Below are 22868 nucleotides of genomic sequence, written 5' to 3' on the forward strand. Positions count from 1 at the left end.
GACTATCACTTATTTAAGTGATATTGGTTGTCTGGAGATTCAGGGGGCCAGTCTAATCAGGAAAGAAAGGGGTTCGTTATCTGTTTGAGTGCCAGGAGCCTGCCAGTAAAGCACCTAAGTTTGTGCAGTTTAGCGATCATATAATTGCCCCCCGAAAATCCTCTCATTTCCATATATTTATGGGGAATACGTCACAACAGCAATTACTTGAAGAGATGGACAACTGGCCAACTTATTATCCTTATCAGTTACAGACGAAAGAAATTGTGGATGAGATGCTTCATCATTAATTCATTTCAGGATTGCCATAAATCCTTGAGAATATTTGTCTGATATATCGCGTACTTTTCTCTGTCTCTACAGCAGAGCATTTGTAGCATAGACACTCCCGCTGCCTGAAACAGCGGGAGAAAGATTACTTTTGAATCAAATAACGAATGGTCGGCCCATCTTGCTGGATATCCAGTACGGTATAGCCGTGATTACGTGCATCCAGCGGAATATTGTTAATTGACTGCGGGCAATCGCTGACCACTTCGAGGATCTCACCTTTCTTTAACTGCGGCATCGCCTCAAGAGTAGCGACCGCTGGATAAGGGCAGGGTTCGCCCACCATATCAAGACGGTAATCAGGAACGATATTTTTCATGCGATCTCCTTAGCAGTTTGCGGCGCCGCACGGCGGAAGAAGCGTTTCTCCCAGCCGATAACCAACATTAACGCAGCGAACAGCAGTAAATATGTCACCAGCAGGCCGCCCATTGGGCCAAAGGTTTTCAGCAGGTTGATTTTGTCCCAGTCGGTTGCCAGCGCCGGGGCGAAATCATCCCAGTAATAAGCCAGAATCGTCGAGCCGATAACGTTGCCCAGTCCAACCCACCAGTAGTGCACCTGGCCTTCCACCGCGCGGTACATCCAGCCAGTTTCACAGCCGCCTGCCAGAACAATACCAAAACCAAACAGTAACCCACCAATGACAGCGTTCGGACCCGCCCACATGATTTTCGGTTCTACGCCTAACTGTACATAACTGAAAATACCGATGGCACTCACCGCCATACCGATAATGATCGCTTTCGCCATATGGGTTCGTCCGGTGATCCACATATCGCGGAACGCCGAGGTAAAACAGATTTGCGCGCGTTCAATCAGTAAGCCAAAGCCGACGCCAAACAGCATTGCCAGCCCCAGCTTCGGTTGGTTCATTGCTGTCAGCAGCGCCCAGCCCAGCATACCGAAAAATACCAGCATACCGAGGCGGAAGCGACTCCGTGCCTGATCCGGTTTTTGTGTTAGCGGTGATGCGGCAGAGACTTTCTGCATTTTTACCGGGATGCGGAACATCGGCAGTAGGGTAAAGCGCGCACCAAACCATGAACCGATGGCGGTGGCGATGGCAAAGAACCAGGCGTGCAGCGAGAATTGCGGAATACCGGTGAAGAACGCGGCCAGGTTACAGCCCATCGCCAGACGCGCGCCGAAACCGGCGATAATGCCGCCAATAATGGCCTGCATAATGCGGATACGGCTGCGCGGCATACGTAATTTAACGTTGTTGGCCCACAGAGCAGCGGCAAAACAGCCGCCAAACATACCCAAAATCATCATCCCGTCGATGCGGGTTAATGGCGATCCTTCCAGATGAATTATTTTAAAATAACCCCACTCTTCAGCATGGACGCCAAACAGTTGCAGGAGCTGACCGCCCCAGCGGGTAAATTCCCCCGTCACTGCCCAAAAGGTGCCGGTGATGCCAAAATAATAAGTGGAGAGAATACCCGCCGCGATGACTGCGGGGATGGGGGCCCAGAATTTAATCAACCAGGCTTGCTTGAATTGCTGCCATGACATGTATGTAGCCTCTGAACTCAGAAGGTTTAAACAAGAGTCGCGAATCATACACCAGGAGAATTTATTTGCGTGGCAATAATTCACAAAAATAATGGTTAGATCAAATTTCACCTTAGGCCTGGAAAGGCTGGCAGCATCAAGGCATTAATGCCACAATCCTCTTTTCTTCTCATGCAGGATGAATGATGAAAAAACTCGCAATTGCAGGCGCACTTATGCTGCTGGCTGGCTGTGCCGAAGTTGAAAATTATAACAATGTTGTGAAAGCGCCCGCGCCAGACTGGCTGGCGGGTTACTGGCAGACCAAAGGGCCGCAGCGTGCTCTGGTCAGCCCTGAAGCGATAGGTAGCCTGATTGTTACTAAAGAGGGGGATACGCTGGATTGTCGTCAGTGGCAGCGGGTGATTGCTTTACCGGGTAAGTTGACGCTGATATCGGATGATCTCACTAACGTTACTGTCAAACGTGAGCTATATGAAATTGAACGTGATGGTAACACTATCGAATATGACGGCATGACGATGGAACGCGTGAATCGTCCGACGGCTGAATGTGCTGCCGTACTGGAAAAAGCGCCGTTGCCGACGCCACTGCCGTAATGAAATCTCCCCGGCTTGCCACCGGGGATGAATTTAAATCACCTCTTCGATAACCCACACACTGACGCTACCGCCGTTGCAAAAGAAGGTCGCTTCGCCATTTTCATCGGTTACTACGCTCTCTTGTCGATTACCCAGAAAGTCGCGCCAGGTTTTATTGCCGTAATTCTCTCCCAGATTAATGGTTTTTTCGCCATCGTCGCCGTTTGACATGACCACCACGCAGCCAGGATATTCGTCAGTACCGCTGCGACTAAACGCAATACAGTTCGGATGGTCGAAAAATAACGTCTGTACACCGTGGGCGAAACGCTGGCGGGCGAGAATCAACTCATCAAGCTGTTCGATTATCGGCATATCTATGGGATAAGTTTGCCCGTCACCGCCGACATCTTCGTAATGGGCACCATACAAATCAGGGTAGAACACGGAAGGGACGCCATTTTCCCGCAGCAAAATAAGGGCATAAGCCAGCGGTTTAAACCACGGTTCAACCGGCGCTTCGAGGGCTTGTAACGGTTGGGTGTCGTGATTGGCGACCAGCGTAACAGCATGGAAAGGATCGGCTTCCACCAGCGTACCGGTGAATATCTGCGTCATGTCGTAGTCGCGCCCCATGCGTGATGCTTCGTGGAATTTCATCTGTAGCGGCGCATCAAACAGCATGGTTTTGCCTTCGACTTGATCAATATACGTTTGCAGCTTGTCAACTTCGCGCGACCAGTATTCCGCCACAATAAATAGCGGCTTTGGTGCGACTTCCTGCACGTGTTCGATCCACTCTTTATAAAACCAGGCCGGAATATGTTTTACTGCGTCGAGACGAAAACCATCGCATTGCGTTTGCTCCATCACCCAGCGCGCCCAGTATTTGAGCTCTTCCGTAACGGCATGGTTGCGAAAGTCGATATTTTCGCCCATCAGATAGTCAAAATTACCAAGCTCATCATCAACCTGGTCGTTCCAGCCTTCGCCGGTGTAGTCGTTGACGATTTTAAATATACCGTCTTCGTTTGGGTTTTCGATATGGTCGATACCGCTAAAACATTTGAAATCCCAGATAAACTGCGAGTATTGCCCGGCGCGAGCAGGAAAGGTGTAACGCGTCCAGCCTTCGCACTCAATGATTTCATCATCAATTTGCGTGCGATCGTCAGCATTGACGCGCTGTACGCGAATGGCTTCTTTTTCATCTGCGCCCATTTTGTGGTTGACAACCACGTCCAGCAGTACCGCAATGTCATTGCGTTTGAGTGCGTCAATGGCGGCCAGCAGTTGTGCTTTATCGCCATATTTTGTGGGGATGCTGCCTTTTTGATCAAACTCGCCTAAATCAAATAAATCGTAAGAGTCGTAGCCGACCGAATACCCGCCCGATGCGCCTTTATAGGCTGGTGGCAGCCAGATCATATTGATACCAATATCATTAAAACCGTCGGCGCGCTCGACCAGTTCAGGCCAGAGCTTGCCGCCTTCCGGGTAATACCAGTGAAAACATTGCAACAGCGTGGGATTACGCATTCTTCGACTCCACTCAAGGGGAACATTAGAAGCGTAGCCGTAATCGGATTATTCGCGAGCCACCATCTCTTTAAGCGTTGCCTGAACTCAAAAGAGGTTTTCCTGCGGTGCCAGCACGTAGCCCCCCTGATCACCGTAGGCGCTTAACACAGATTTTTGCATTGATGACTGACCGACCAGTTTCGCCAGTTCATCCATCCGAATCTGCAATAACTGTTTTACTTTGTTTTCGTTTTCCAGAACGAGGCGCAGCAGCGGTCTGAGTTGCTCCTGTATCATGGCAGAGGGTTCCGTTTCTTCCGTTAGGTGTGCGATCTTTTGCACCGCATTGACATATTCCATTTCGCTGGCGATGAGTTCATCCCATCGTCCTTCTGTCGCCAGGCGTAACATGAGTTGGCTTTTTTCGACGAGTTGTTGCCAGGCAAAATACAAGTGCGGTGCGTGGTTCATCAGACAGGATCCTGAATCAAAGAAGGGGAGAGTAAAGACTCTTTCCAGGCATCGGCAAGGTTACGCATCAACGTTTCCACTTCTTCAACTGCGGAGACTTCGTTGCGTAAATTGGCTTGCAGCAAACGCCTGATCATATAGCTATACAGGGCTATCAAATTCTGGGTTAATTCATCCTGGCTTTCTTCGTCAAGACCGATCCTCAGCCCGTTATCAATAATGCTGATCGCTTTCGACAAAGAGACGCCTTTTCCTTCCTGATTGTTGTCCTGCATAAACAGGCGTGCTCTTACCAGTGCGCTCAACACGCCGTCAAACAGCATGGTGACCAGTTGTTGTTGGCTGGCGCTCATTACGGCGCTTTCGACGCCAATTTGGGCATAGGCCTGGGTGCCTTTTGCGCTGTACATAGTCTCTCCTGAAGATTATTTCGAGCTGCTATTTGAGGTGTCGAACTGCTGTGTCAGATAGCTACTGGTGGAGTTCAGCGAGTTCATTAACACATCTAATTGGGTGAACTGGGCTTTATAGCGCGCCATTAAGGTATCGATACGTTCACTGGCTGCGTTGTACTGATCAGTCAAATTGTTCAGCGTTTTGCTGACGCCATCTTTTGCGGCCTGGATTATCCCGGTGGAGGAGAGCCAACTGGTCAGGTTGCTGCTAATGCCGGTAGTTACTCCAGTACTTTTACCGTCACCAATAAACATTTCACCGACGCCAGCGGCATCTTTCTTCAGCGCCGTTTGCAGCTTGTCGGTCGCGATTTCCAGCTTGCCGGTACTGGCATCGCTGGTAATGCCAATCTGTGCCAGCGTTTTATAGTTTGAACTGCTGTGGGTATTGGCGAGCAAGGTTTTAAGCTGAGTCTGGATGGTACGCAGTGTGGAGTCGCCGAGTAATGCGCCATTGCTGGAGTCCTGACTTTCTGCGCCGGCATCGACTGCGGTGTATTTGGTTAAGCTGCTGAACGTATCCTGCAATGTGTTATAGGCATCCACCCACGCTTTAATCGCATTTTCAGCTTTGGATGTGTCTTTACTGATGGTCAGTGTCTGATTACCGGTGGTGACGTCATTCAGGTTGAGGGTGATATCTTCCAGCGCGTCACTGATAGTGTTACTGCTGTTTTCAATCTCAACGTTATTGACCGTCAGTTTGGCGTTTTGCGCGGTGACGCTTTCAATCATGCCATTGCTGCTATCACCTGAAGTTCCGTTGTAACCCATAAAACTTTCCAGGGCGCTGTCGCCGCTGACGCTAAGTTTCATCGCGTTATCGCTGCCCGTATCGTTAGCGGTGATGGACAGACGATACTCGCCGTTACCCACATTGATGATACTGGCGCTGACGCCAGCTTTGGCGTTGTTAATGGCATCGCGAATACCGGAAAGTGACGAGTTGGCCGCGCTGATATCAATCGTGACCGGATCTTTACCGCCGCCTTGCTGGATGGTCAGTACGCTATCGCTGGTGGCGATGGCGGCTTTACTGTCTTTTTGACTATTTTTGGTGGTCAGCGTCTGAGCCTGCGCCAGTTGGCTGACGCTAATGGTGTATTTCCCGGCAATCGCGCTACCCGTGGTAGTGGCGCTGAAAGCCGATGAACTGCTGGTGGTTGAGGTGGCGGTAAATAAATCGGCTTTATTCAGTGCTGTGTTGGCGGTCTGGAAACTCTCCAGTGCGCTTTTCAGCGTCCCGTAGGCGCTCAGTTTCGCGGTGTAAGAGCTTTGCTGTTTTGATATCGGCGTCAGGGTAGATTTTTCTGCCGCCTCCAGACTGTCGAGGATGCTGCTTAAGTCCAGCCCCGACCCAACCCCAAGCGTTGAAATACTAGCCATATTGATTCCTTAATCATGCGACATGTAGAACGAATACCGGGGTTATCGGCGTAAGCGGGGCAAAGTTTACGATTTATTTTTTGGCTTAATGACACGAACAGCAACGAGGAAGGGGAGTATTTCGACCGCTAGAAAAAAATTCTAAAGGTTGTGAGAGACCAGACGATAACAGGGTTGACGGCGACGAAGCCGAAGGGTGGAAGCCCGATACTTAAACCGTAGAGCTAAAAAACAGGAATAAAAATTATGGCACAAGTCATTAACACCAACAGCCTCTCGCTGATCACTCAGAACAACATCAACAAAAATCAGTCTGCGTTGTCGACTTCTATCGAGCGCCTCTCTTCTGGTCTGCGTATTAACAGCGCGAAAGATGACGCCGCAGGTCAGGCGATTGCTAACCGCTTCACCTCTAACATTAAAGGTCTGACTCAGGCCGCGCGTAACGCCAACGATGGTATTTCTCTGGCGCAGACCGCAGAAGGCGCACTGTCTGAAATCAACAACAACCTGCAACGTGTGCGTGAGTTGACCGTTCAGGCGACGACCGGCACTAACTCTGATTCTGACCTGTCTTCTATTCAGGATGAAATCAAATCCCGTCTGGATGAAATTGACCGTGTTTCCGGTCAGACCCAGTTCAACGGCGTGAACGTGCTGGCGAAAGACGGTTCGATGAAGATTCAGGTTGGCGCGAATGATGGGCAGACCATCTCTATCGATTTGCAGAAAATTGACTCTTCAACGCTGGGATTGAAAGGTTTCTCGGTATCAGGGAACGCATTAAAAGTTAGCGATGCGATAACTACAGTTCCTGGTGCTAATGCTGGCGATGCCCCGGTTACGGTTAAATTTGGTACGGGCGATGCTGCTGCCGCCGCAATGGCCAAAACGTTGGGAATAAGTGATACATCAGGCTTGTCCCTACATAACGTACAAAGCGCGGATGGTAAAGCGACAGGAACCTATGTTGTTCAGTCTGGTAATGACTTCTATTCGGCTTCCGTTAATGCTGATGGCGTTGTTAAACTTAATACCACCGATGTTACTTTCACTGATCCTGCGAACGGTGTTACCACAGCAACACAGACAGGTCAGCCTATCAAGGTCACGACGAATAGTGCTGGCACGGCTGTTGGCTATGTTACTATTCAAGGCAAAGATTACCTTGCTGGTGCAGACGGTAAGGATGCAATTGAAAACGGTGGTGACACTGCAACAAGTGAAGCCACAACAATCCAGCTTACTGATGAACTCAATGCTAATGGCTCGGTAAAAACAGCGGCAACAGCAACATTTTCTGGTACTGCAACCAACGATCCACTGGCACTTTTAGACAAAGCGATCTCACAAGTTGATACTTTCCGCTCCTCCCTCGGTGCCGTTCAAAACCGTCTGGATTCTGCGGTCACTAACCTGAACAACACCACCACCAACCTGTCTGAAGCGCAGTCCCGTATTCAGGACGCCGACTATGCGACCGAAGTGTCTAACATGTCGAAAGCGCAGATCATCCAGCAGGCGGGTAACTCTGTGCTGTCTAAAGCTAACCAGGTGCCACAGCAAGTTCTGTCTCTGCTGCAGGGTTAATCGTCGTAATATAATGACAGCAAACGCCAAATTGCCTGATGCGCTGCGCTTATCTGCCTACAAGGTGAATCGCAATTAATAAATTTGCATATTCGCGTAGGCCGAATAAGGCGTTCACGCCGCATCCGGCAAGATGAGGCGGACCTTGTCAGCTATCTTAACCCCGCTCCGGCGGGGTTATTCTGCTCGTTATTTACCGATTACCCCAAATAACCCCTTATTTCACCCATTAATCGTCCGATTAAAAAACCTGCAGAAACGGATAATTATGCCGATTATTTATATAACGCAGGGCTGTTTATCGTGAAATCACTCTATACCGCTGAAGGTGTAATGGATAAACATTCGCTGTGGCAGCGTTATATCCCGCTGGTGCGTCACGAAGCATTGCGCCTGCAGGTTCGACTGCCCGCGAGTGTAGAACTTGACGATCTGCTACAGGCAGGCGGCATTGGATTACTTAATGCTGTTGAACGTTATGATGCCCTGCAAGGAACGGCATTTACAACTTACGCAGTGCAGCGTATCCGTGGTGCTATGCTGGATGAACTTCGCAGCCGTGACTGGGTGCCGCGCAGCGTGCGACGCAATGCACGTGAAGTGGCACAGGCAATAGGGCAACTGGAGCAGGAACTTGGCCGCAATGCCACAGAAACTGAAGTGGCAGAACGTTTAGGGATTGAAATCGCCGACTATCGACAAATGTTGCTTGATACGAATAACAGCCAACTTTTCTCTTATGATGAGTGGCGCGAAGAGCACGGTGATAGCATCGAACTGGTTACTGACGATCATCAGCGGGATAACCCATTACAGCAATTACTGGACGGTAATTTGCGTCAGCGGGTGATGGAAGCCATCGAAATGTTACCGGAGCGCGAACAGTTGGTATTAACGCTCTATTACCAGGAAGAGCTTAATCTCAAAGAGATTGGCGCAGTGCTGGAAGTCGGTGAATCTCGGGTCAGCCAGTTACATAGTCAGGCTATTAAACGGTTACGCACCAAACTGGGTAAGTTATAACTTAGGTAAATGCCGCACATTAATTTTGAATACCAGGAGTTCTTAATAATGGCGCAGCACCAGAAAAGGCGGCCATTGAGTCGCTATCTTAAAGACTTTAAACATAGCCAGACTCATTGCGCATATTGCCGTAAATTACTCGATCGCATTACTCTCGTTCGCGATGGCAAGATAGTGAATAAAATCGCGATATCTCGCCTTGATACACTGCTTGATGAAAATGGCTGGTATGAAGAACAAAAATCATGGGCGGCATTATGCCGTTTCTGCGGCGATTTACATTGCAAAACCCAGAGTGATTTTTTTGATATTATCGGCTTTAAACAGTTTCTCTTTGATCATACTGAAATGAGCCCCGGCACCGTGCGCGAATATGTGGTACGCCTACGTCGTTTGGGAAATTATTTAAGCGAACACGATATTTCCTCCGACCTGCTGCAGGATGGTTTTCTTGATGAAAACCTGGCTCCCTGGCTGCCCACCACCAGCACCAATAATTATCGCATCGCATTACGTAAGTACCAGTGCTACCAGATGCAAACCCGTGGTGACCTTACGCAGAAATCCCCCAGCCTGTCAGCTTCTGATATATATTAAATAAGAATAAGATGTAGCAGAGTTGTTTTTGTGTCTTCGAACAATGGCTCTACACTGCAAACCAACATAACAACATTCGGGGTGAATATGAAATTAGTACATCTGGGACGTCAGGCGCTGATGGGGGTTATGGCTGTGGCGCTGGTTGCGGGTATGAGCGTGAAAAGTTTTGCCGATGAAGGTCTGCTCAATAAAGTGAAAGAGCGGGGCACTTTGCTGGTGGGACTGGAAGGGACTTACCCGCCGTTTAGCTTTCAGGGCGATGACGGTAAATTGACCGGTTTTGAAGTGGAATTTGCGCAACAACTGGCAAAACATCTGGGCGTGGAAGCCGCATTAAAACCGACAAAGTGGGACGGTATGCTGGCGTCACTGGATTCTAAGCGCATTGATGTGGTGATTAATCAGGTCACCATCTCTGATGAACGTAAGAAAAAATACGATTTCTCTACCCCGTACACCATTTCCGGTATTCAGGCGCTGGTGAAAAAAGGCAATGAAGGCACCATTAAAACCGCCGACGATTTGAAAGGTAAAAAAGTTGGCGTTGGTCTGGGGACTAACTACGAAGAGTGGCTGCGGCAGAATGTCCAGGGTGTTGATGTGCGTACCTATGATGATGATCCGACCAAATATCAGGATCTGCGTGTAGGTCGTATTGATGCCATCCTGGTTGATCGTCTGGCTGCGCTGGATCTGGTGAAAAAAACCAATGATACGCTGGCAGTAACCGGCGAAGCCTTCTCCCGCCAGGAGTCAGGTGTGGCGCTGCGCAAAGGTAACGAAGACCTGCTGAAAGCGGTTAACGATGCCATTGCAGAAATGCAAAAAGACGGCACCCTACAAGCCCTTTCCGAAAAATGGTTTGGTGCTGATGTGACCAAATAATCACCTGCTTTAAGTTGACAGTTTTCTGTCTGTAAAACGCCTGATGAACTCCATCGGGCGTTTTGTATTTCAGTGCCAGGTGTGGTCGCTCATGGTTATAAATTGCCACGGATTTTTTTACCATTTCCTGGGTCTACGTCAGGTTTGTAGGACTCGAGAGTAAAACTCATTTTTCAGGATCTCATTTATTCGTTCAGCCAGCGCATTCTGGTCGCAGTCATAACCAACGGTCATTGAACAGGTTATCCCGTTTCTCTCATGCACTGACTGATAAAGAACTGGCCACTAAACTACCCGGTTCAGAATGTATACTTCACACCCAGCATGGCAGAGGCGTCGCTGTATCCCTCGTCACCGATCTGTACACCCACATTGCCCCACAGGTTCAGATGGTCATTTATCTGTCCCTCAACACCGGTTTTTACTTCTCCGATATTGCTGGCGCCGTCCTGATGTACCGTCACACCGTTCATGCGGGTGCCAAAATCACGGGTGTTGTGCAGCCAGTTCACCTCAACGAACGGACGGAACTCATGGGATTTGCCGCCGTTCATTCTGTTGTGCCCCTTAATCCAGGTTTTCACACCCAGACGGGTACGGACGTTGCCACCACCGGTGCTTTCAACATGGGTACCATTGCGTTCGCGGTGCTCATCAGCTTTTACGCCCATCCAGATAACCTGAGCCTGAGGCTGGACATACCATTCGTTCAGACTGCCATGGCTGCCGGTAAACTCACCGGCTTTCCAGGCATAACCGGTTTCCAGTGAGGCTGTCAGACCTTTTGATTTCCAGGATTCCCCCGGCAGTCCGTCACCTTTCACATCGTTATCGAACCAACTGTACTGTGCCCAGCTATCCAGATAAGCCCCGCTATGTGTCTCATCATTAGCATACCAGGTGGCATACAGACCAGTGTTGTATCCTTTCACACTGCCTTTTGAACTGTATCCGGTACGTACAGAATCTGTATTGTTATGGTCATTACCGTAACCAGCCATAACCCCCAGATGCCAGCGGTCAGAGCTGTTCCGGCTCCAGTGAGCCAGGTCACCGCCCATCTGCAGGACGTAACGGTTACCCTGTGTTTTCAGTTGGCCTGTACCGTCACGCCAGCGGTTGTGTCCCCCTTCATGGTGCATCCACATGCTGGTTTCTTTCTGCTCACCGGTAATCACATCAGTGTAATGCATCGGCCCCTGGCGTTCATAAAGACGGGATACGAACATGGTGTTTGCTGCAGCAATGTTCGCTGTGTAGGAGCCAGCTTCCGGACGCAGGTCGTTGTCATGACCACCCGGAGCAGGTTCAGGGGCAGGGGGTTGCATTGCTTTCAGAGCGCGCAGCAGGAACGGAGTGTTTTTACCACTGGTCAGATACCAGTTATCACGGTTGCTTCCCTGACCACGTCCCAGCGTGTAGTCATAAGCCCCGGCAGCGATACGCCCGGCCTGAATAAATTCAGCACTGTCAGCATTTCCGTCGACATGAATCAACTCAATACCGTTTAGTGTCTGTGCTCCGGTACCACCTGCATTTATAACAATCACACGTGTCTGACTGGAGGCATCGCCTCTGATTACAAGTTTGTCTGTTGCAGAGCTGTCATTTCCCAGAGCGGTGTTCATGAGCAGTATGCCATTATTACCGGTATAGTTACCCCCGATCGTCAGTACATTACCCGGAGCATCGGCTCTCAGGTCAAGAGTACCGCTGTTGGTTACGTTCCCGGCGACACCACCAGAGCCGGAGAGTGTCCCCTGCTGAGAGATGGTGACCTGGCTGTTGGCAAGCATGACAGGTGCATCAGCCTTGCCCAGAATCAGTGTGCCGGCAGTGTTAACCGAGCCTGCTCCCAGTCCGTCAGTATTAAGCACCTTCACCATTGCCTTTTCTGCGATAGTGGTGGTGGCATTCAGGGCGCGGGTGGCACCAGTAATAGCGAACACGCCACCGCTGATGTTCAGGGAGCCAGAGCCGATGAGGGTACCTGCAGACAGGCCTCCACCTGCGAGGGTCAGATTACCGCCATTAATGTTCAGTATGGAACCTGCTGCGCTGTTCAGTTTACCTGCGATCTGGCTGTGACCGTTCATATCCAGCATGGTGTCAGCTGCCAGGCGAATCTCGCTGGTCTGTCCCAGAGCACTGTTGCTGTTCATGCGGACATTGCCGCCACGGATGTCTGTTACACCCGTGTAAGTGTTTTGGGAGGACAGAATCAGTGTTCCTTCGCCGGCTTTGGTCAGCGTTTTTCCATCCCAGCCATGAGATAACTGAGCAGCATTGTTATCTGCAAGTCGTACCTTCAGCTCTAACACCGCGCCATTTCTCAGATCAAACGTGCCATATCCATTTCCTGAGGGGTCATTCCACTTCAGGGAAGAACTAACCTCTTTTACTGTCTGCCCGTTACCACTAAGTGATGTTAAAACATAGTCTTCGGCACCATCACTCAGTAGATTATTATGCTGATAAATATTATTTTCAGAGAGCCCTGTTATGCCGTTGGAGGTCGTCAACAAGCCGTACTCATTTTGCTTCCATATTGTCATGGCAGTATCAACATTAAGCACTGCACCGTTATTGAACTGCATACTGTTGGCAGTTAAATGACTGGAACCTGTGCTCATATTCAGCGATGAATCTCTGTCAAATACCGAACTTCCGCTAAAGGTGACATCAGCTCCCGAAACGGAAACATGTGTACCTGTACCCGCACTCAGATTGCCTTTTATTTCAGAGCTGGCGGAGTCTTTATTTGTAATGGACAGAAAATTACCATCAGCATTATTTACAGCACTATTCAAAACAATATCACCTTGAATGGTAGAACCGGCGTAGAGATTCAACGAGTTAGTTCCACCATTCAAAGATATTGCGGTGTCACAATCTTGCCCTCTGTTACCCGATATCCCTCCAGCCCCGGATAAGTTAGCGTTACCTTCCTGTCCTCCACTACCAGGAAAAATTCCGCCATGATTATTTATCGTAATATTACTCCTGGATATAGCAGTGCCACCATTACCTCCGTTGCCACCATCACCTCCGTCACCAGTATTTCCAGTATCGTAACTTTCACCGGGATTACCTCCATCACCACCAGTACCGCCATTTCCGCCAATAATATTTCCATAATTATTTATTTCAATATTATTTCCAGATATGGCAATCCCACCGGTACCTCCAATTCCACCAGTACCACCAGTACCAAGGGTAGTTGAACCAGCGTGTTCATATTCATCTGTACCACCTCTACCACCTTCACCACCAGTGCCCCCCTGTCCGCCAGTTATATATCCCGTATTATTTATCTTAATATTATTACCATATATAGCAGTCCCCCCAATACCACCATTACCACCGCTACTTCCATTAATATTCTGATCGGTAGTAAATTCGACACTACCTTCGCCACCGCGAGCACCATCCCCCCCCTGGCCACCTGTAATGTGATTATTATTTGTTATCTCCATATTATTTCCGGATATGGCCTTGCCTCCATTCCCTCCGTTGCCGGCAGAAGATCCCCATACCGCCCACCAGGCACCACTACTACCTTGCCCGGCAGTGATATTTCCGTTATTGCTTATTTGAAGATTATTGCCAGATATGGCAGTCCCACCAACAGCAGGAGTCCCAGTTAAACCACCGCTTTCATCGCCATAACCACTGGCTCCAGGCATTCCGCCATTGCCACCCGTAATGCTTCCGTTGTTTGTAATGGTAAGATCATCTCCGGAAATAGCGGTACCCGCTTCACCTCCATCGCCTCCGCCATTACCATAACCTCCCCAACCACCCTTACCACCGGAAATATAACCAGAATTAACAAGAGTAAAATTATTTCCAGTAATGGCTGTACCGCCCTGGCCCCCTGCAGAGCCCATTTTAGTAACATCATCATCACCAGCCCATCCGCCTTCACCGCCACTAATGCTAGTACCGCTGTTAATTGTCAGGATATTTTCATTCTGTAACGAACCGGGTACAACATTAACAATGAGAGCATCTTCACCGGCCTCCCCATCATCATTATCCGGCCTGTCCTGCGAGCCATCAGCACCAATGATATTTTCAGATATTTCAGCAGGGTTTCCTTCAGAAAGAGTAACTTCCTTTTTAGCTGCCAAAGCAGGCTGAATGGCCAGAGTGGCAGATATAAGGCTGCATAGTAACGTTGTCTTCATTCCCTCTTGCGTTATGCCGAATGTTTTTCTGTTGTTTATATATACATTAAACCTTTCTTTTTTATTAATTTTGATTTTCACAAAAGCTCCAATTTTTTTGTTTAAGAATGTTGGGTTAAATAGTTTGACTGTGTAATGTTATTGAGAAGTAATATGCATTATCTAATCATCATACAAATGATCGATGCGAGCGAGCATTATTGCAAATAAACAGAAAAAATCTATCTCAAGCAATCAGGTTGATTTTTTTTGACGAGTAATTTGAAATTGTAATGTTTTCTGGATGTTAGTTTGTTTATTGATTGGTGTAATTTTAGATAGTGGGTGTTTCTCTGCTTTTTTATAAGAAAAGTGCCTGAAAATATCGTCATGGAATATCATATTTTTATCCTAAAAACAGACCTGGATATAAATAATAATTAATGCAGAGATAATGATTAACATATTAATGAATGGGTATGAATAACCAGGCTTGATCAACCTAAGATGCCAGGAGAAGTTATCCCCGTAACCAGGGGACATCAGATGTTCTGCTTTATGGATATAAGCAGCCTTTACACCGTTACGTTCCTGATGATCCATCGGACATTCAACAGTATCACGGGACCACAAACCTGATTCTATTAATGCACTACATGCCATCACCCGGAATCCGTGACTACTACAGTTGCCAGACGCTCAACGAAAGACCGATAAAACGCCAGAGTATGAATCACCCGCAGAGCGGTTCAACCAGTGTGTTGCATCCATCGGGTGAAATCACAGCCAGAAACGTGTCAACGCTGTTCTGGACGGGGCATAATGACAAAAAAGGTACTTTAATTAGCGCCTTTTTTATTTAAGCGTTTTTTGCGTGCATAATAACAATATCACAACAACACACACCGGAGGCTTTTATGCCACTGCATAATTTAACTCGTTTCCCACGGCTGGAGTTTATCGGCGCACCAACGCCGCTCGAATATCTGCCGCGTCTTTCTGATTATCTTGGGCGGGAAATTTTCATTAAACGGGATGACGTCACTCCGATGGCGATGGGCGGCAATAAATTACGCAAACTGGAGTTTCTCGCGGCAGATGCCCTGCGTGAAGGTGCCGACACTCTGATTACCGCCGGAGCGATTCAGTCTAACCACGTTCGCCAGACTGCCGCCGTCGCCGCAAAACTTGGGCTGCATTGTGTGGCACTGCTGGAAAATCCTATCGGAACAGCCGCAGAAAACTATTTAACCAACGGCAATCGCTTGTTGTTGGACCTCTTCAATACCCAGATTGAAATGTGCGATGCGCTGACCGATCCCAATGCCCAACTGGAAGAGCTGGCAACGCGAGTCGAAGCGCAAGGGTTCCGTCCGTACGTCATTCCGGTTGGAGGTTCTAATGCTTTAGGCGCGCTGGGCTATGTGGAGAGCGCGCTGGAAATCGCGCAACAGTGTGAAGGGGCGGTTAATATTTCTTCGGTGGTGGTGGCGTCGGGCAGCGCCGGAACTCACGCTGGACTGGCAGTAGGACTGGAACATCTAATGCCAGAAAGCGAACTGATTGGCGTGACCGTGTCACGTTCCGTTGCTGACCAGTTGCCAAAAGTGGTTAACCTACAACAGTCAATCGCGAAAGAACTGGAACTGAGCGCATCAGCGGAAATTTTACTCTGGGATGACTATTTTGCGCCTGGCTACGGCGTGCCGAACGACGAAGGCATGGAAGCGGTGAAACTGTTGGCGCGGCTGGAAGGCATTCTGCTTGATCCTGTGTATACCGGAAAAGCGATGGCGGGGCTGATTGATGGCATCAGTCAGAAACGCTTCAAAGACGAAGGGCCGATTCTGTTTATTCATACTGGCGGCGCGCCTGCGCTGTTCGCCTATCATCCTCACGTCTAGCCCCGGAAACGCTCATGCAAGAAAGTATACAACTGGTTATTGATTCTTTGCCGTTCCTGCTTAAAGGGGCTGGGTATACGCTGCAACTCAGTATCGGCGGCATGTTTTTTGGCTTACTGCTGGGATTTATTCTCGCGCTGATGCGCCTGTCGCCGCTCTGGCCCGTGCGCTGGCTGGCGCGTTTTTACATTTCCATTTTTCGCGGTACGCCGCTCATCGCGCAACTGTTTATGATCTACTACGGCCTACCGCAATTTGGCATTGAATTAGATCCGATTCCGTCGGCGATGATTGGCCTGTCACTGAACACCGCTGCCTATGCTGCCGAAACGCTGCGCGCCGCCATTTCATCTATTGATAAAGGTCAGTGGGAAGCAGCCGCCAGTATTGGCATGACGCCATGGCAGACCATGCGTCGCGCTATTTTGCCGCAGGCGGCGCGGGTGGCGCTGCCGCCGCTGTCGAACAGCTTTATCAGCCTGGTAAAAGATACCTCGCTGGCAGCGACGATTCAGGTGCCGGAGTTGTTTCGTCAGGCGCAGTTGATTACCTCGCGCACGCTGGAAGTTTTCACTATGTATCTGGCGGCTTCGCTCATCTACTGGATTATGGCGACAGTGTTATCGACGCTACAGAACCATTTTGAGAATCAACTTAACCGCCAGGAGAGGGAGCCAAAATGAGTGCCATAGAAGTTAAAAACCTGGTGAAAAAATTCCACGGTCAGACGGTACTGCACGGTATCGATCTGGAGGTCAAAACCGGCGAAGTGGTAGCGATTATCGGCCCGAGTGGCTCCGGCAAAACCACGTTGCTACGCAGCATAAATTTGCTGGAACAACCGGAGGCGGGGAGCATCACCGTTGGCGATATCACTATTGATACTGCGCGTTCGTTAAGCCAGCAAAAATCGCTGATTCGCCAGTTGCGCCAGCATGTCGGATTTGTCTTTCAGAATTTTAATCTGTTTCCGCATCGCACAGTGCTGGAAAACATTATTGAAGGGCCGGTGATCGTTAAAGGCGAGCCGAAGGAAGAGGCCACGGCGCGCGCTCGCGAGCTGCTGGCAAAAGTTGGACTGGAAGGGAAAGAGACCAGCTATCCGCGTCGTTTGTCCGGCGGTCAACAGCAACGTGTGGCGATTGCGCGTGCGCTGGCGATGCGACCTGAAGTCATTCTGTTTGACGAACCTACTTCGGCGTTGGACCCGGAGCTGGTGGGTGAAGTCCTGAATACCATACGCCAGTTGGCACAGGAAAAGCGTACCATGGTGATTGTGACGCACGAAATGAGCTTTGCTCGTGACGTTGCTGACCGCGCGATCTTTATGGATCAAGGGCGGATAGTGGAGCAGGGCCCTGCAAAAACCTTATTTGCCGATCCTCAGCATCCCCGCACACGCCAGTTCCTTGAGAAGTTTCTGTTGCAATAAAATAAGAAAAAATCAGCCCCGGCAGCTTTTTAGTCGGGGCGAAAATGTATTCCTGACTGCATAAATCGCTTAATAAATCAGCATAACTTATTAATAACATAAGAGAATGCTATGTCTTGCAAAAGTAATTCATTGTCTGAATAATATAAATTATATATAAATCTTATTTATGTGATAGTTTGAGTTATCAGTATAAATGATACTCACTCTCAGGGGCGTAGCGGTTAACTATGCAGGATACGGATTTTTTCAGCTGGCGTCGCACAATGTTGTTGCGTTTTCAGAGGATGGAGGCCGCAGAAGAGGTCTACCATGAAATAGAGCATCAGACTTACCAACTGGAGTACGATTTTTATTCATTATGTGTGCGTCACCCGGTGCCATTCACGCGACCGAAAGTGGCTTTCTACACCAATTATCCGGAGTCATGGGTCAGTTATTATCAAACCAACAACTTTCTCGCGATTGATCCGGTACTTAACCCTGAAAACTTCAGTCAGGGGCATTTATTGTGGAATGATGATTTATTCAACGAAGCACAGCCGCTATGGGAAGCCGCACGTGCGCATGGTTTACGCCGTGGCGTCACTCAGTATTTAATGCTGCCGAATCGTGCGCTGGGGTTTTTGTCTTTTTCCCGTAGCAGTACGCGTGAAATACCCATTCTTAGTGATGAACTGCAATTAAAAATGCAGCTATTGGTGCGTGAAAGTCTGATGGCGTTGATACGTTTAAATGATGAAATAGTGATGACGCCAGAGATGAATTTCAGCAAGCGGGAAAAAGAAATACTGAAATGGACCGCAGAAGGTAAAACGTCAGCAGAGATAGCGATGATCCTGTCAATCTCTGAGAATACTGTCAATTTCCATCAGAAAAATATGCAGAAAAAAATCAATGCACCGAATAAGACGCAGGTTGCCTGCTACGCAGCCGCAACTGGCTTAATATGATATCTATTACATTGGGCGTGCAAGATGCCAAACCGGCTGAAAGGTGAGCTTTCAGCCGGTTTTATATTACTGACGGTAGGCTTGTTTAATTTGCTTAACCGTTTTGGAAAATACCGCAGCCTGGGTTTCGTCTTCGATCAGCGCAAGCTGTTTTTCCATCTTTAACATCACGCGGCCCGCGTCAGCTTGTCCCATCGCCTGCAGCATCAGCGTCAGCATCGCTTTCAGGCAGGAGACTTCATTTGCCAGTTCTTGATTATTCTCGGCAGTAGAAAAATCAGGCGTACTCATTTATTTTCCTCGTCATGTTGCAATGAAAATTTGCGGTGAAAAATGTTAAGGCGGCGGAGTATACCATAAGCTTTGCTAAAAATAGCAGTGGTTGTTTTTTGCTCACGATATCAGCAATAGTAATAAAACAGGGAATATAACGCGTAATAAATATTTTTATCATGAATGTTTTTCGCACGTATTGTTCGGGTTAATTCATGTTACATATTCATGCCGCTGATTTTTCATTTATGCTGAATAAAGTCAATTTTTGTCACATTTCGGCGTTAGCCTTACTGCGAAACGAGCTGGCAAACCTTTGATGACGGACGTGACGATAACTCTGGACAATCGAATTTACAAAAACGAGAGAAAAATCGAATACCCACCATTTTTAACGTTTCAAAGTTGCAATAAAACCCGCTAATATACGAATGACTAACTATCAGTAGCGTTATCCCTATTTCTGGAGATATTCCTTTGATCAACGTTCTACTTGTTGATGACCACGAACTGGTGCGCGCAGGGATACGACGCATTCTGGAAGATATAAAGGGTATTAAAGTCGTCGGTGAGGCATCCTGCGGTGAAGACGCCGTTAAGTGGTGCCGGGCAAACACCGTTGACGTCGTGCTAATGGACATGAGTATGCCTGGCATTGGCGGTCTTGAGGCGACGCGTAAAATCGCTCGCTCGACAGCAGATGTCAAAATCATCATGCTTACGGTTCATACTGAAAACCCTTTACCAGCGAAAGTAATGCAGGCCGGTGCTGCGGGCTATCTCAGCAAAGGTGCGGCTCCGCAGGAAGTTGTGAGTGCGATTCGCTCTGTCTATTCAGGGCAGCGTTATATTGCTTCTGACATTGCTCAACAAATGGCATTAAGCCAGATCGAACCAGAAAAAACAGAAAGCCCATTTGCCAGTTTGTCTGAACGTGAATTGCAGATTATGCTGATGATTACCAAAGGCCAAAAGGTCAATGAGATCTCAGAACAGCTTAATCTCAGCCCGAAAACGGTGAACAGCTATCGCTACCGTATGTTCAGTAAATTAAACATTCATGGCGATGTGGAGCTGACTCACCTGGCAATTCGCCATGGTCTGTGTAATGCGGAGACATTAACAAGTCAGTGAGTGTTCAGTTTGACGCAAAAGCGTTTTTAAAAACCGTAACCAGCCAACCGGGCGTTTATCGCATGTATGATGCTGGTGGTACGGTTATCTATGTCGGCAAAGCGAAAGACCTGAAAAAACGGCTTTCCAGCTATTTCCGTAGCAACCTCGCTTCGCGCAAAACCGAAGCGTTGGTTGCCCAGATCCAGCAAATTGATGTGACGGTTACCCATACCGAAACCGAAGCTCTGTTGCTGGAACACAACTACATCAAACTTTATCAGCCGCGTTACAACGTTCTGTTACGCGATGATAAATCTTATCCTTTTATTTTTCTTAGTGGCGATACCCATCCGCGTCTGGCTATGCATCGCGGCGCAAAACACGCCAAAGGTGAATATTTCGGCCCGTTCCCAAATGGCTATGCGGTGCGTGAAACCCTGGCGCTGCTACAAAAGATTTTCCCGATTCGCCAGTGTGAAAATAGCGTTTATCGAAACCGCTCGCGTCCGTGTCTGCAATATCAGATAGGGCGCTGTCTGGGTCCGTGCGTTGAAGGACTGGTGAGTGAAGAAGAGTACGCCCAGCAGGTAGAGTATGTGCGCCTGTTTTTATCCGGCAAGGACGATCAGGTACTTACTCAACTGATTAGTCGCATGGAAACAGCCAGCCAGAATCTGGAGTTTGAAGAAGCGGCACGTATTCGCGACCAAATCCAGGCGGTGCGACGTGTAACCGAAAAACAGTTTGTCTCCAATACAGGTGATGACCTTGACGTTATTGGCGTCGCTTTCGATGCAGGCATGGCTTGTGTCCACGTCTTGTTTATTCGTCAGGGCAAGGTGCTCGGTAGCCGTAGTTATTTCCCGAAAGTACCTGGCGGTACGGAGCTGGGCGAAGTGGTGGAAACCTTTGTCGGTCAGTTCTATTTACAGGGCAGCCAGATGCGCACCTTGCCGGGTGAGATCCTGCTCGACTTTAATCTTAGCGATAAAACGCTGCTCGCCGATTCCCTTTCAGAACTGGCAGGGCGCAAGATTAACGTTCAGACTAAACCGCGTGGCGATCGGGCACGTTACCTGAAGCTGGCGCGCACCAATGCGGCGACAGCGTTAACCACCAAACTTTCGCAACAATCTACCGTTCACCAGCGTCTGACCGCGCTTGCCAGCGTGTTGAAATTGCCGGAAGTGAAGCGGATGGAGTGTTTTGACATCAGCCATACCATGGGTGAACAAACGGTCGCTTCGTGTGTGGTGTTCGATGCTAACGGCCCGCTGCGTGCAGAGTATCGGCGCTATAACATTACCGGCATTACGCCTGGTGATGATTATGCGGCAATGAATCAGGTGCTGCGTCGGCGTTACGGTAAAGCCATCGACGACAGTAAGATTCCGGACGTGATCCTGATTGATGGCGGCAAAGGCCAGCTTGCGCAGGCGAAAAATGTTTTTGCCGAGCTGGATGTCTCATGGGATAAAAACCATCCGCTGTTGCTTGGTGTGGCGAAAGGAGCCGATCGTAAGGCTGGGCTGGAAACGTTGTTCTTCGAACCTGAAGGTGAGGGCTTCAGTTTGCCGCCAGATTCACCGGCGCTGCATGTCATTCAGCATATCCGAGATGAATCACACGATCACGCGATTGGTGGGCATCGCAAAAAACGCGCAAAAGTCAAAAATACCAGCACGCTGGAAACCATCGAAGGCGTTGGACCAAAACGTCGGCAAATGTTGTTGAAATATATGGGCGGTTTGCAAGGTTTACGTAACGCCAGCGTTGAGGAAATTGCAAAAGTGCCGGGTATTTCGCAAGGTCTGGCAGAAAAGATCTTCTGGTCGTTGAAACATTGATGTCTCTGTAGCAACATAGGGGTAATCTTACTGACAACAGATAGTTACCCGTCATTATGCAATTTAATATCCCTACGTTGCTCACACTGTTCCGTGTCATCCTTATCCCATTCTTTGTATTGGTCTTTTATCTGCCTGTCACCTGGTCGCCGTTTGCTGCCGCACTCATTTTCTGCGTTGCGGCGGTGACTGACTGGTTCGATGGTTTTCTGGCGCGTCGCTGGAATCAGAGTACCCGTTTTGGCGCTTTCCTTGATCCAGTAGCTGATAAAGTGCTGGTTGCCATTGCCATGGTGCTGGTAACTGAGCATTACCATAGCTGGTGGGTCACTTTGCCAGCGGCAACGATGATCGCCCGTGAAATTATCATTTCTGCTCTACGCGAGTGGATGGCTGAACTCGGTAAACGCAGCAGTGTGGCTGTCTCCTGGATTGGTAAAGTAAAAACGACCGCCCAAATGGTGGCGCTGGCCTGGCTGTTATGGCGTCCGAACATTTGGGTTGAGTATGCTGGTATTGCACTTTTCTTTGTGGCTGCGGTACTGACTCTGTGGTCTATGTTGCAATATTTGAGCGCAGCTCGCGCAGATTTGCTTGATCAGTGATCGTTTCGGCGCAAAATTCAGCAAACGATCAAAAGTGGTGAAAAATATCGTTGACTCATCGCGTCAGGTAAGTAGAATGCAACGCATCGAACGGCGGCACTGATTGCCAGACGATAATAAAATCAAGTGATTAGATGATTGCTTGATGAATGCGGGAATAGCTCAGTTGGTAGAGCACGACCTTGCCAAGGTCGGGGTCGCGAGTT

21 protein-coding genes and 3 pseudogenes are annotated in these 22868 nt (G+C 48.8%); 13 read left to right on the plus strand and 11 right to left on the minus strand.

What is annotated here, in order from left to right; translation table 11 throughout:
• Positions 1-56: 56 nt before the first annotated feature.
• Positions 57-290: pseudogene (locus BEG40_RS20650) on the plus strand (ZinT/AdcA family metal-binding protein); the annotation flags it as partial.
• Between the two features lie 125 nt (positions 291-415).
• On the opposite strand, the gene yedF reads toward BEG40_RS20650, so the two are convergent.
• Both yedF and yedE read right to left on the minus strand, forming a co-directional pair.
• Complete coding sequence (gene yedF / locus BEG40_RS20655) at positions 416-649, minus strand: sulfurtransferase-like selenium metabolism protein YedF (RefSeq protein ID WP_000790504.1); 234 nt, start codon at positions 647-649, stop codon at positions 416-418.
• The gene (gene yedE / locus BEG40_RS20660; protein WP_105286036.1) at positions 646-1851 is read right to left on the minus strand and encodes a selenium metabolism membrane protein YedE/FdhT; all 1206 of its coding nucleotides are present in this window, start codon (positions 1849-1851) and stop codon (positions 646-648) included. Before yedE ends, yedF begins: the two co-directional genes overlap by 4 nt.
• A gap of 185 nt (positions 1852-2036) precedes the next feature.
• On the opposite strand from yedE, the gene yedD reads away from it, so the two are divergent.
• Positions 2037-2450, plus strand: a complete 414-nt coding sequence (yedD, locus tag BEG40_RS20670) for a lipoprotein YedD (protein ID WP_105286037.1) — start codon at positions 2037-2039, stop codon at positions 2448-2450.
• A gap of 33 nt (positions 2451-2483) precedes the next feature.
• On the opposite strand, the gene amyA is transcribed toward yedD, so the two are convergent.
• From amyA to fliD, 4 genes are all read right to left on the minus strand, one after another.
• Positions 2484-3971, minus strand: coding sequence for an alpha-amylase (amyA, locus tag BEG40_RS20675; RefSeq protein WP_001245730.1), 1488 nt, complete (start codon positions 3969-3971; stop codon positions 2484-2486).
• A gap of 87 nt (positions 3972-4058) precedes the next feature.
• Positions 4059-4424: a flagella biosynthesis regulatory protein FliT gene (gene fliT / locus BEG40_RS20680; RefSeq protein WP_001015043.1), complete on the minus strand. Its 366-nt coding sequence runs from the start codon at positions 4422-4424 to the stop codon at positions 4059-4061.
• Positions 4424-4834: a flagellar export chaperone FliS gene (gene fliS / locus BEG40_RS20685; RefSeq protein WP_105286038.1), complete on the minus strand. Its 411-nt coding sequence runs from the start codon at positions 4832-4834 to the stop codon at positions 4424-4426. Before fliS ends, fliT begins: the two co-directional genes overlap by 1 nt.
• 15 nt (positions 4835-4849) lie before the next feature.
• Positions 4850-6265 (minus strand): flagellar filament capping protein FliD, encoded by a 1416-nt coding sequence (gene fliD / locus BEG40_RS20690; RefSeq protein ID WP_105286039.1) that lies wholly within the window; start codon positions 6263-6265, stop codon positions 4850-4852.
• 246 nt (positions 6266-6511) lie between these two features.
• Here fliD and BEG40_RS20695 point away from each other — a divergent pair, with 246 nt between their 5' ends.
• The 4 genes from BEG40_RS20695 to tcyJ all read left to right on the plus strand — a co-directional run bounded on the left by BEG40_RS20695 (position 6512) and on the right by tcyJ (position 10363).
• Positions 6512-7855 carry a FliC/FljB family flagellin gene (locus tag BEG40_RS20695; RefSeq protein WP_105286040.1) on the plus strand — a complete coding sequence of 448 codons (1344 nt, stop codon included), beginning with the start codon at positions 6512-6514 and terminating at the stop codon, positions 7853-7855.
• Positions 7856-8158: 303 nt separating this feature from the next.
• On the plus strand, positions 8159-8878 hold the full coding sequence (gene fliA / locus BEG40_RS20700; protein ID WP_000839543.1) for an RNA polymerase sigma factor FliA: 720 nt from the start codon (positions 8159-8161) through the stop codon (positions 8876-8878).
• Positions 8879-8923: 45 nt separating this feature from the next.
• Positions 8924-9475, plus strand: coding sequence for a flagella biosynthesis regulatory protein FliZ (gene fliZ, locus BEG40_RS20705; RefSeq protein ID WP_024195136.1), 552 nt, complete (start codon positions 8924-8926; stop codon positions 9473-9475).
• Positions 9476-9562: 87 nt separating this feature from the next.
• A complete protein-coding gene (gene tcyJ / locus BEG40_RS20710; protein ID WP_000779810.1) occupies positions 9563-10363 on the plus strand; it encodes a cystine ABC transporter substrate-binding protein in 801 nt (266 codons plus the stop codon).
• 34 nt (positions 10364-10397) lie between these two features.
• Here tcyJ and BEG40_RS20715 read toward each other — a convergent pair.
• The 3 genes and pseudogenes from BEG40_RS20715 to BEG40_RS22405 form a co-directional block, all read right to left on the minus strand.
• A pseudogene (locus tag BEG40_RS20715) lies at positions 10398-10639 on the minus strand (integrase core domain-containing protein); the annotation flags it as partial.
• A 23-nt stretch (positions 10640-10662) separates the two neighbouring features.
• Positions 10663-14634, minus strand: coding sequence for an autotransporter outer membrane beta-barrel domain-containing protein (locus BEG40_RS20720; RefSeq protein ID WP_105286041.1), 3972 nt, complete (start codon positions 14632-14634; stop codon positions 10663-10665).
• 309 nt (positions 14635-14943) lie between these two features.
• A pseudogene (locus tag BEG40_RS22405) lies at positions 14944-15210 on the minus strand (hypothetical protein); the annotation flags it as partial.
• Positions 15211-15449: 239 nt separating this feature from the next.
• Here BEG40_RS22405 and dcyD point away from each other — a divergent pair.
• From dcyD to sdiA, 4 genes are all read left to right on the plus strand, one after another.
• A complete protein-coding gene (gene dcyD / locus BEG40_RS20730; RefSeq protein WP_105286043.1) occupies positions 15450-16436 on the plus strand; it encodes a D-cysteine desulfhydrase in 987 nt (328 codons plus the stop codon).
• 14 nt (positions 16437-16450) lie between these two features.
• The gene (gene tcyL / locus BEG40_RS20735; protein WP_001158229.1) at positions 16451-17119 is read left to right on the plus strand and encodes a cystine ABC transporter permease; all 669 of its coding nucleotides are present in this window, start codon (positions 16451-16453) and stop codon (positions 17117-17119) included.
• A complete protein-coding gene (gene tcyN, locus BEG40_RS20740) occupies positions 17116-17868 on the plus strand; it encodes an L-cystine ABC transporter ATP-binding protein TcyN (RefSeq protein WP_001273017.1) in 753 nt (250 codons plus the stop codon). Before tcyL ends, tcyN begins: the two co-directional genes overlap by 4 nt.
• A 230-nt stretch (positions 17869-18098) precedes the next feature.
• Complete coding sequence (sdiA, locus tag BEG40_RS20745; RefSeq protein WP_001154263.1) at positions 18099-18821, plus strand: quorum-sensing transcriptional regulator SdiA; 723 nt, start codon at positions 18099-18101, stop codon at positions 18819-18821.
• Positions 18822-18887: 66 nt separating this feature from the next.
• Here the strand turns inward: sdiA and yecF are convergent, their stop codons facing one another.
• Positions 18888-19112 carry a DUF2594 family protein YecF gene (yecF, locus tag BEG40_RS20750; protein WP_000106474.1) on the minus strand — a complete coding sequence of 75 codons (225 nt, stop codon included), beginning with the start codon at positions 19110-19112 and terminating at the stop codon, positions 18888-18890.
• Positions 19099-19275, minus strand: coding sequence for a hypothetical protein (locus BEG40_RS21825; RefSeq protein WP_032147866.1), 177 nt, complete (start codon positions 19273-19275; stop codon positions 19099-19101). Before BEG40_RS21825 ends, yecF begins: the two co-directional genes overlap by 14 nt.
• Positions 19276-19571: 296 nt before the next feature.
• On the opposite strand from BEG40_RS21825, the gene uvrY reads away from it, so the two are divergent.
• Genes uvrY through pgsA form a run of 3 tightly spaced genes read left to right on the plus strand, consistent with a single transcriptional unit; the run spans position 19572 to position 22662 of the window.
• The gene (uvrY, locus tag BEG40_RS20755; protein ID WP_000611331.1) at positions 19572-20228 is read left to right on the plus strand and encodes a UvrY/SirA/GacA family response regulator transcription factor; all 657 of its coding nucleotides are present in this window, start codon (positions 19572-19574) and stop codon (positions 20226-20228) included.
• Positions 20225-22057 (plus strand): excinuclease ABC subunit UvrC, encoded by a 1833-nt coding sequence (uvrC, locus tag BEG40_RS20760; RefSeq protein WP_000116021.1) that lies wholly within the window; start codon positions 20225-20227, stop codon positions 22055-22057. The genes uvrY and uvrC overlap by 4 nt, the downstream gene beginning before the upstream one ends.
• A gap of 56 nt (positions 22058-22113) precedes the next feature.
• On the plus strand, positions 22114-22662 hold the full coding sequence (gene pgsA, locus BEG40_RS20765; RefSeq protein ID WP_001160187.1) for a CDP-diacylglycerol--glycerol-3-phosphate 3-phosphatidyltransferase: 549 nt from the start codon (positions 22114-22116) through the stop codon (positions 22660-22662).
• The last annotated feature ends 206 nt before the right edge of the window (positions 22663-22868 follow it).

It is taken from the genome of Escherichia sp. MOD1-EC5495 (assembly GCF_002965965.1).
Taxonomy (GTDB): domain Bacteria; phylum Pseudomonadota; class Gammaproteobacteria; order Enterobacterales; family Enterobacteriaceae; genus Escherichia; species Escherichia ruysiae.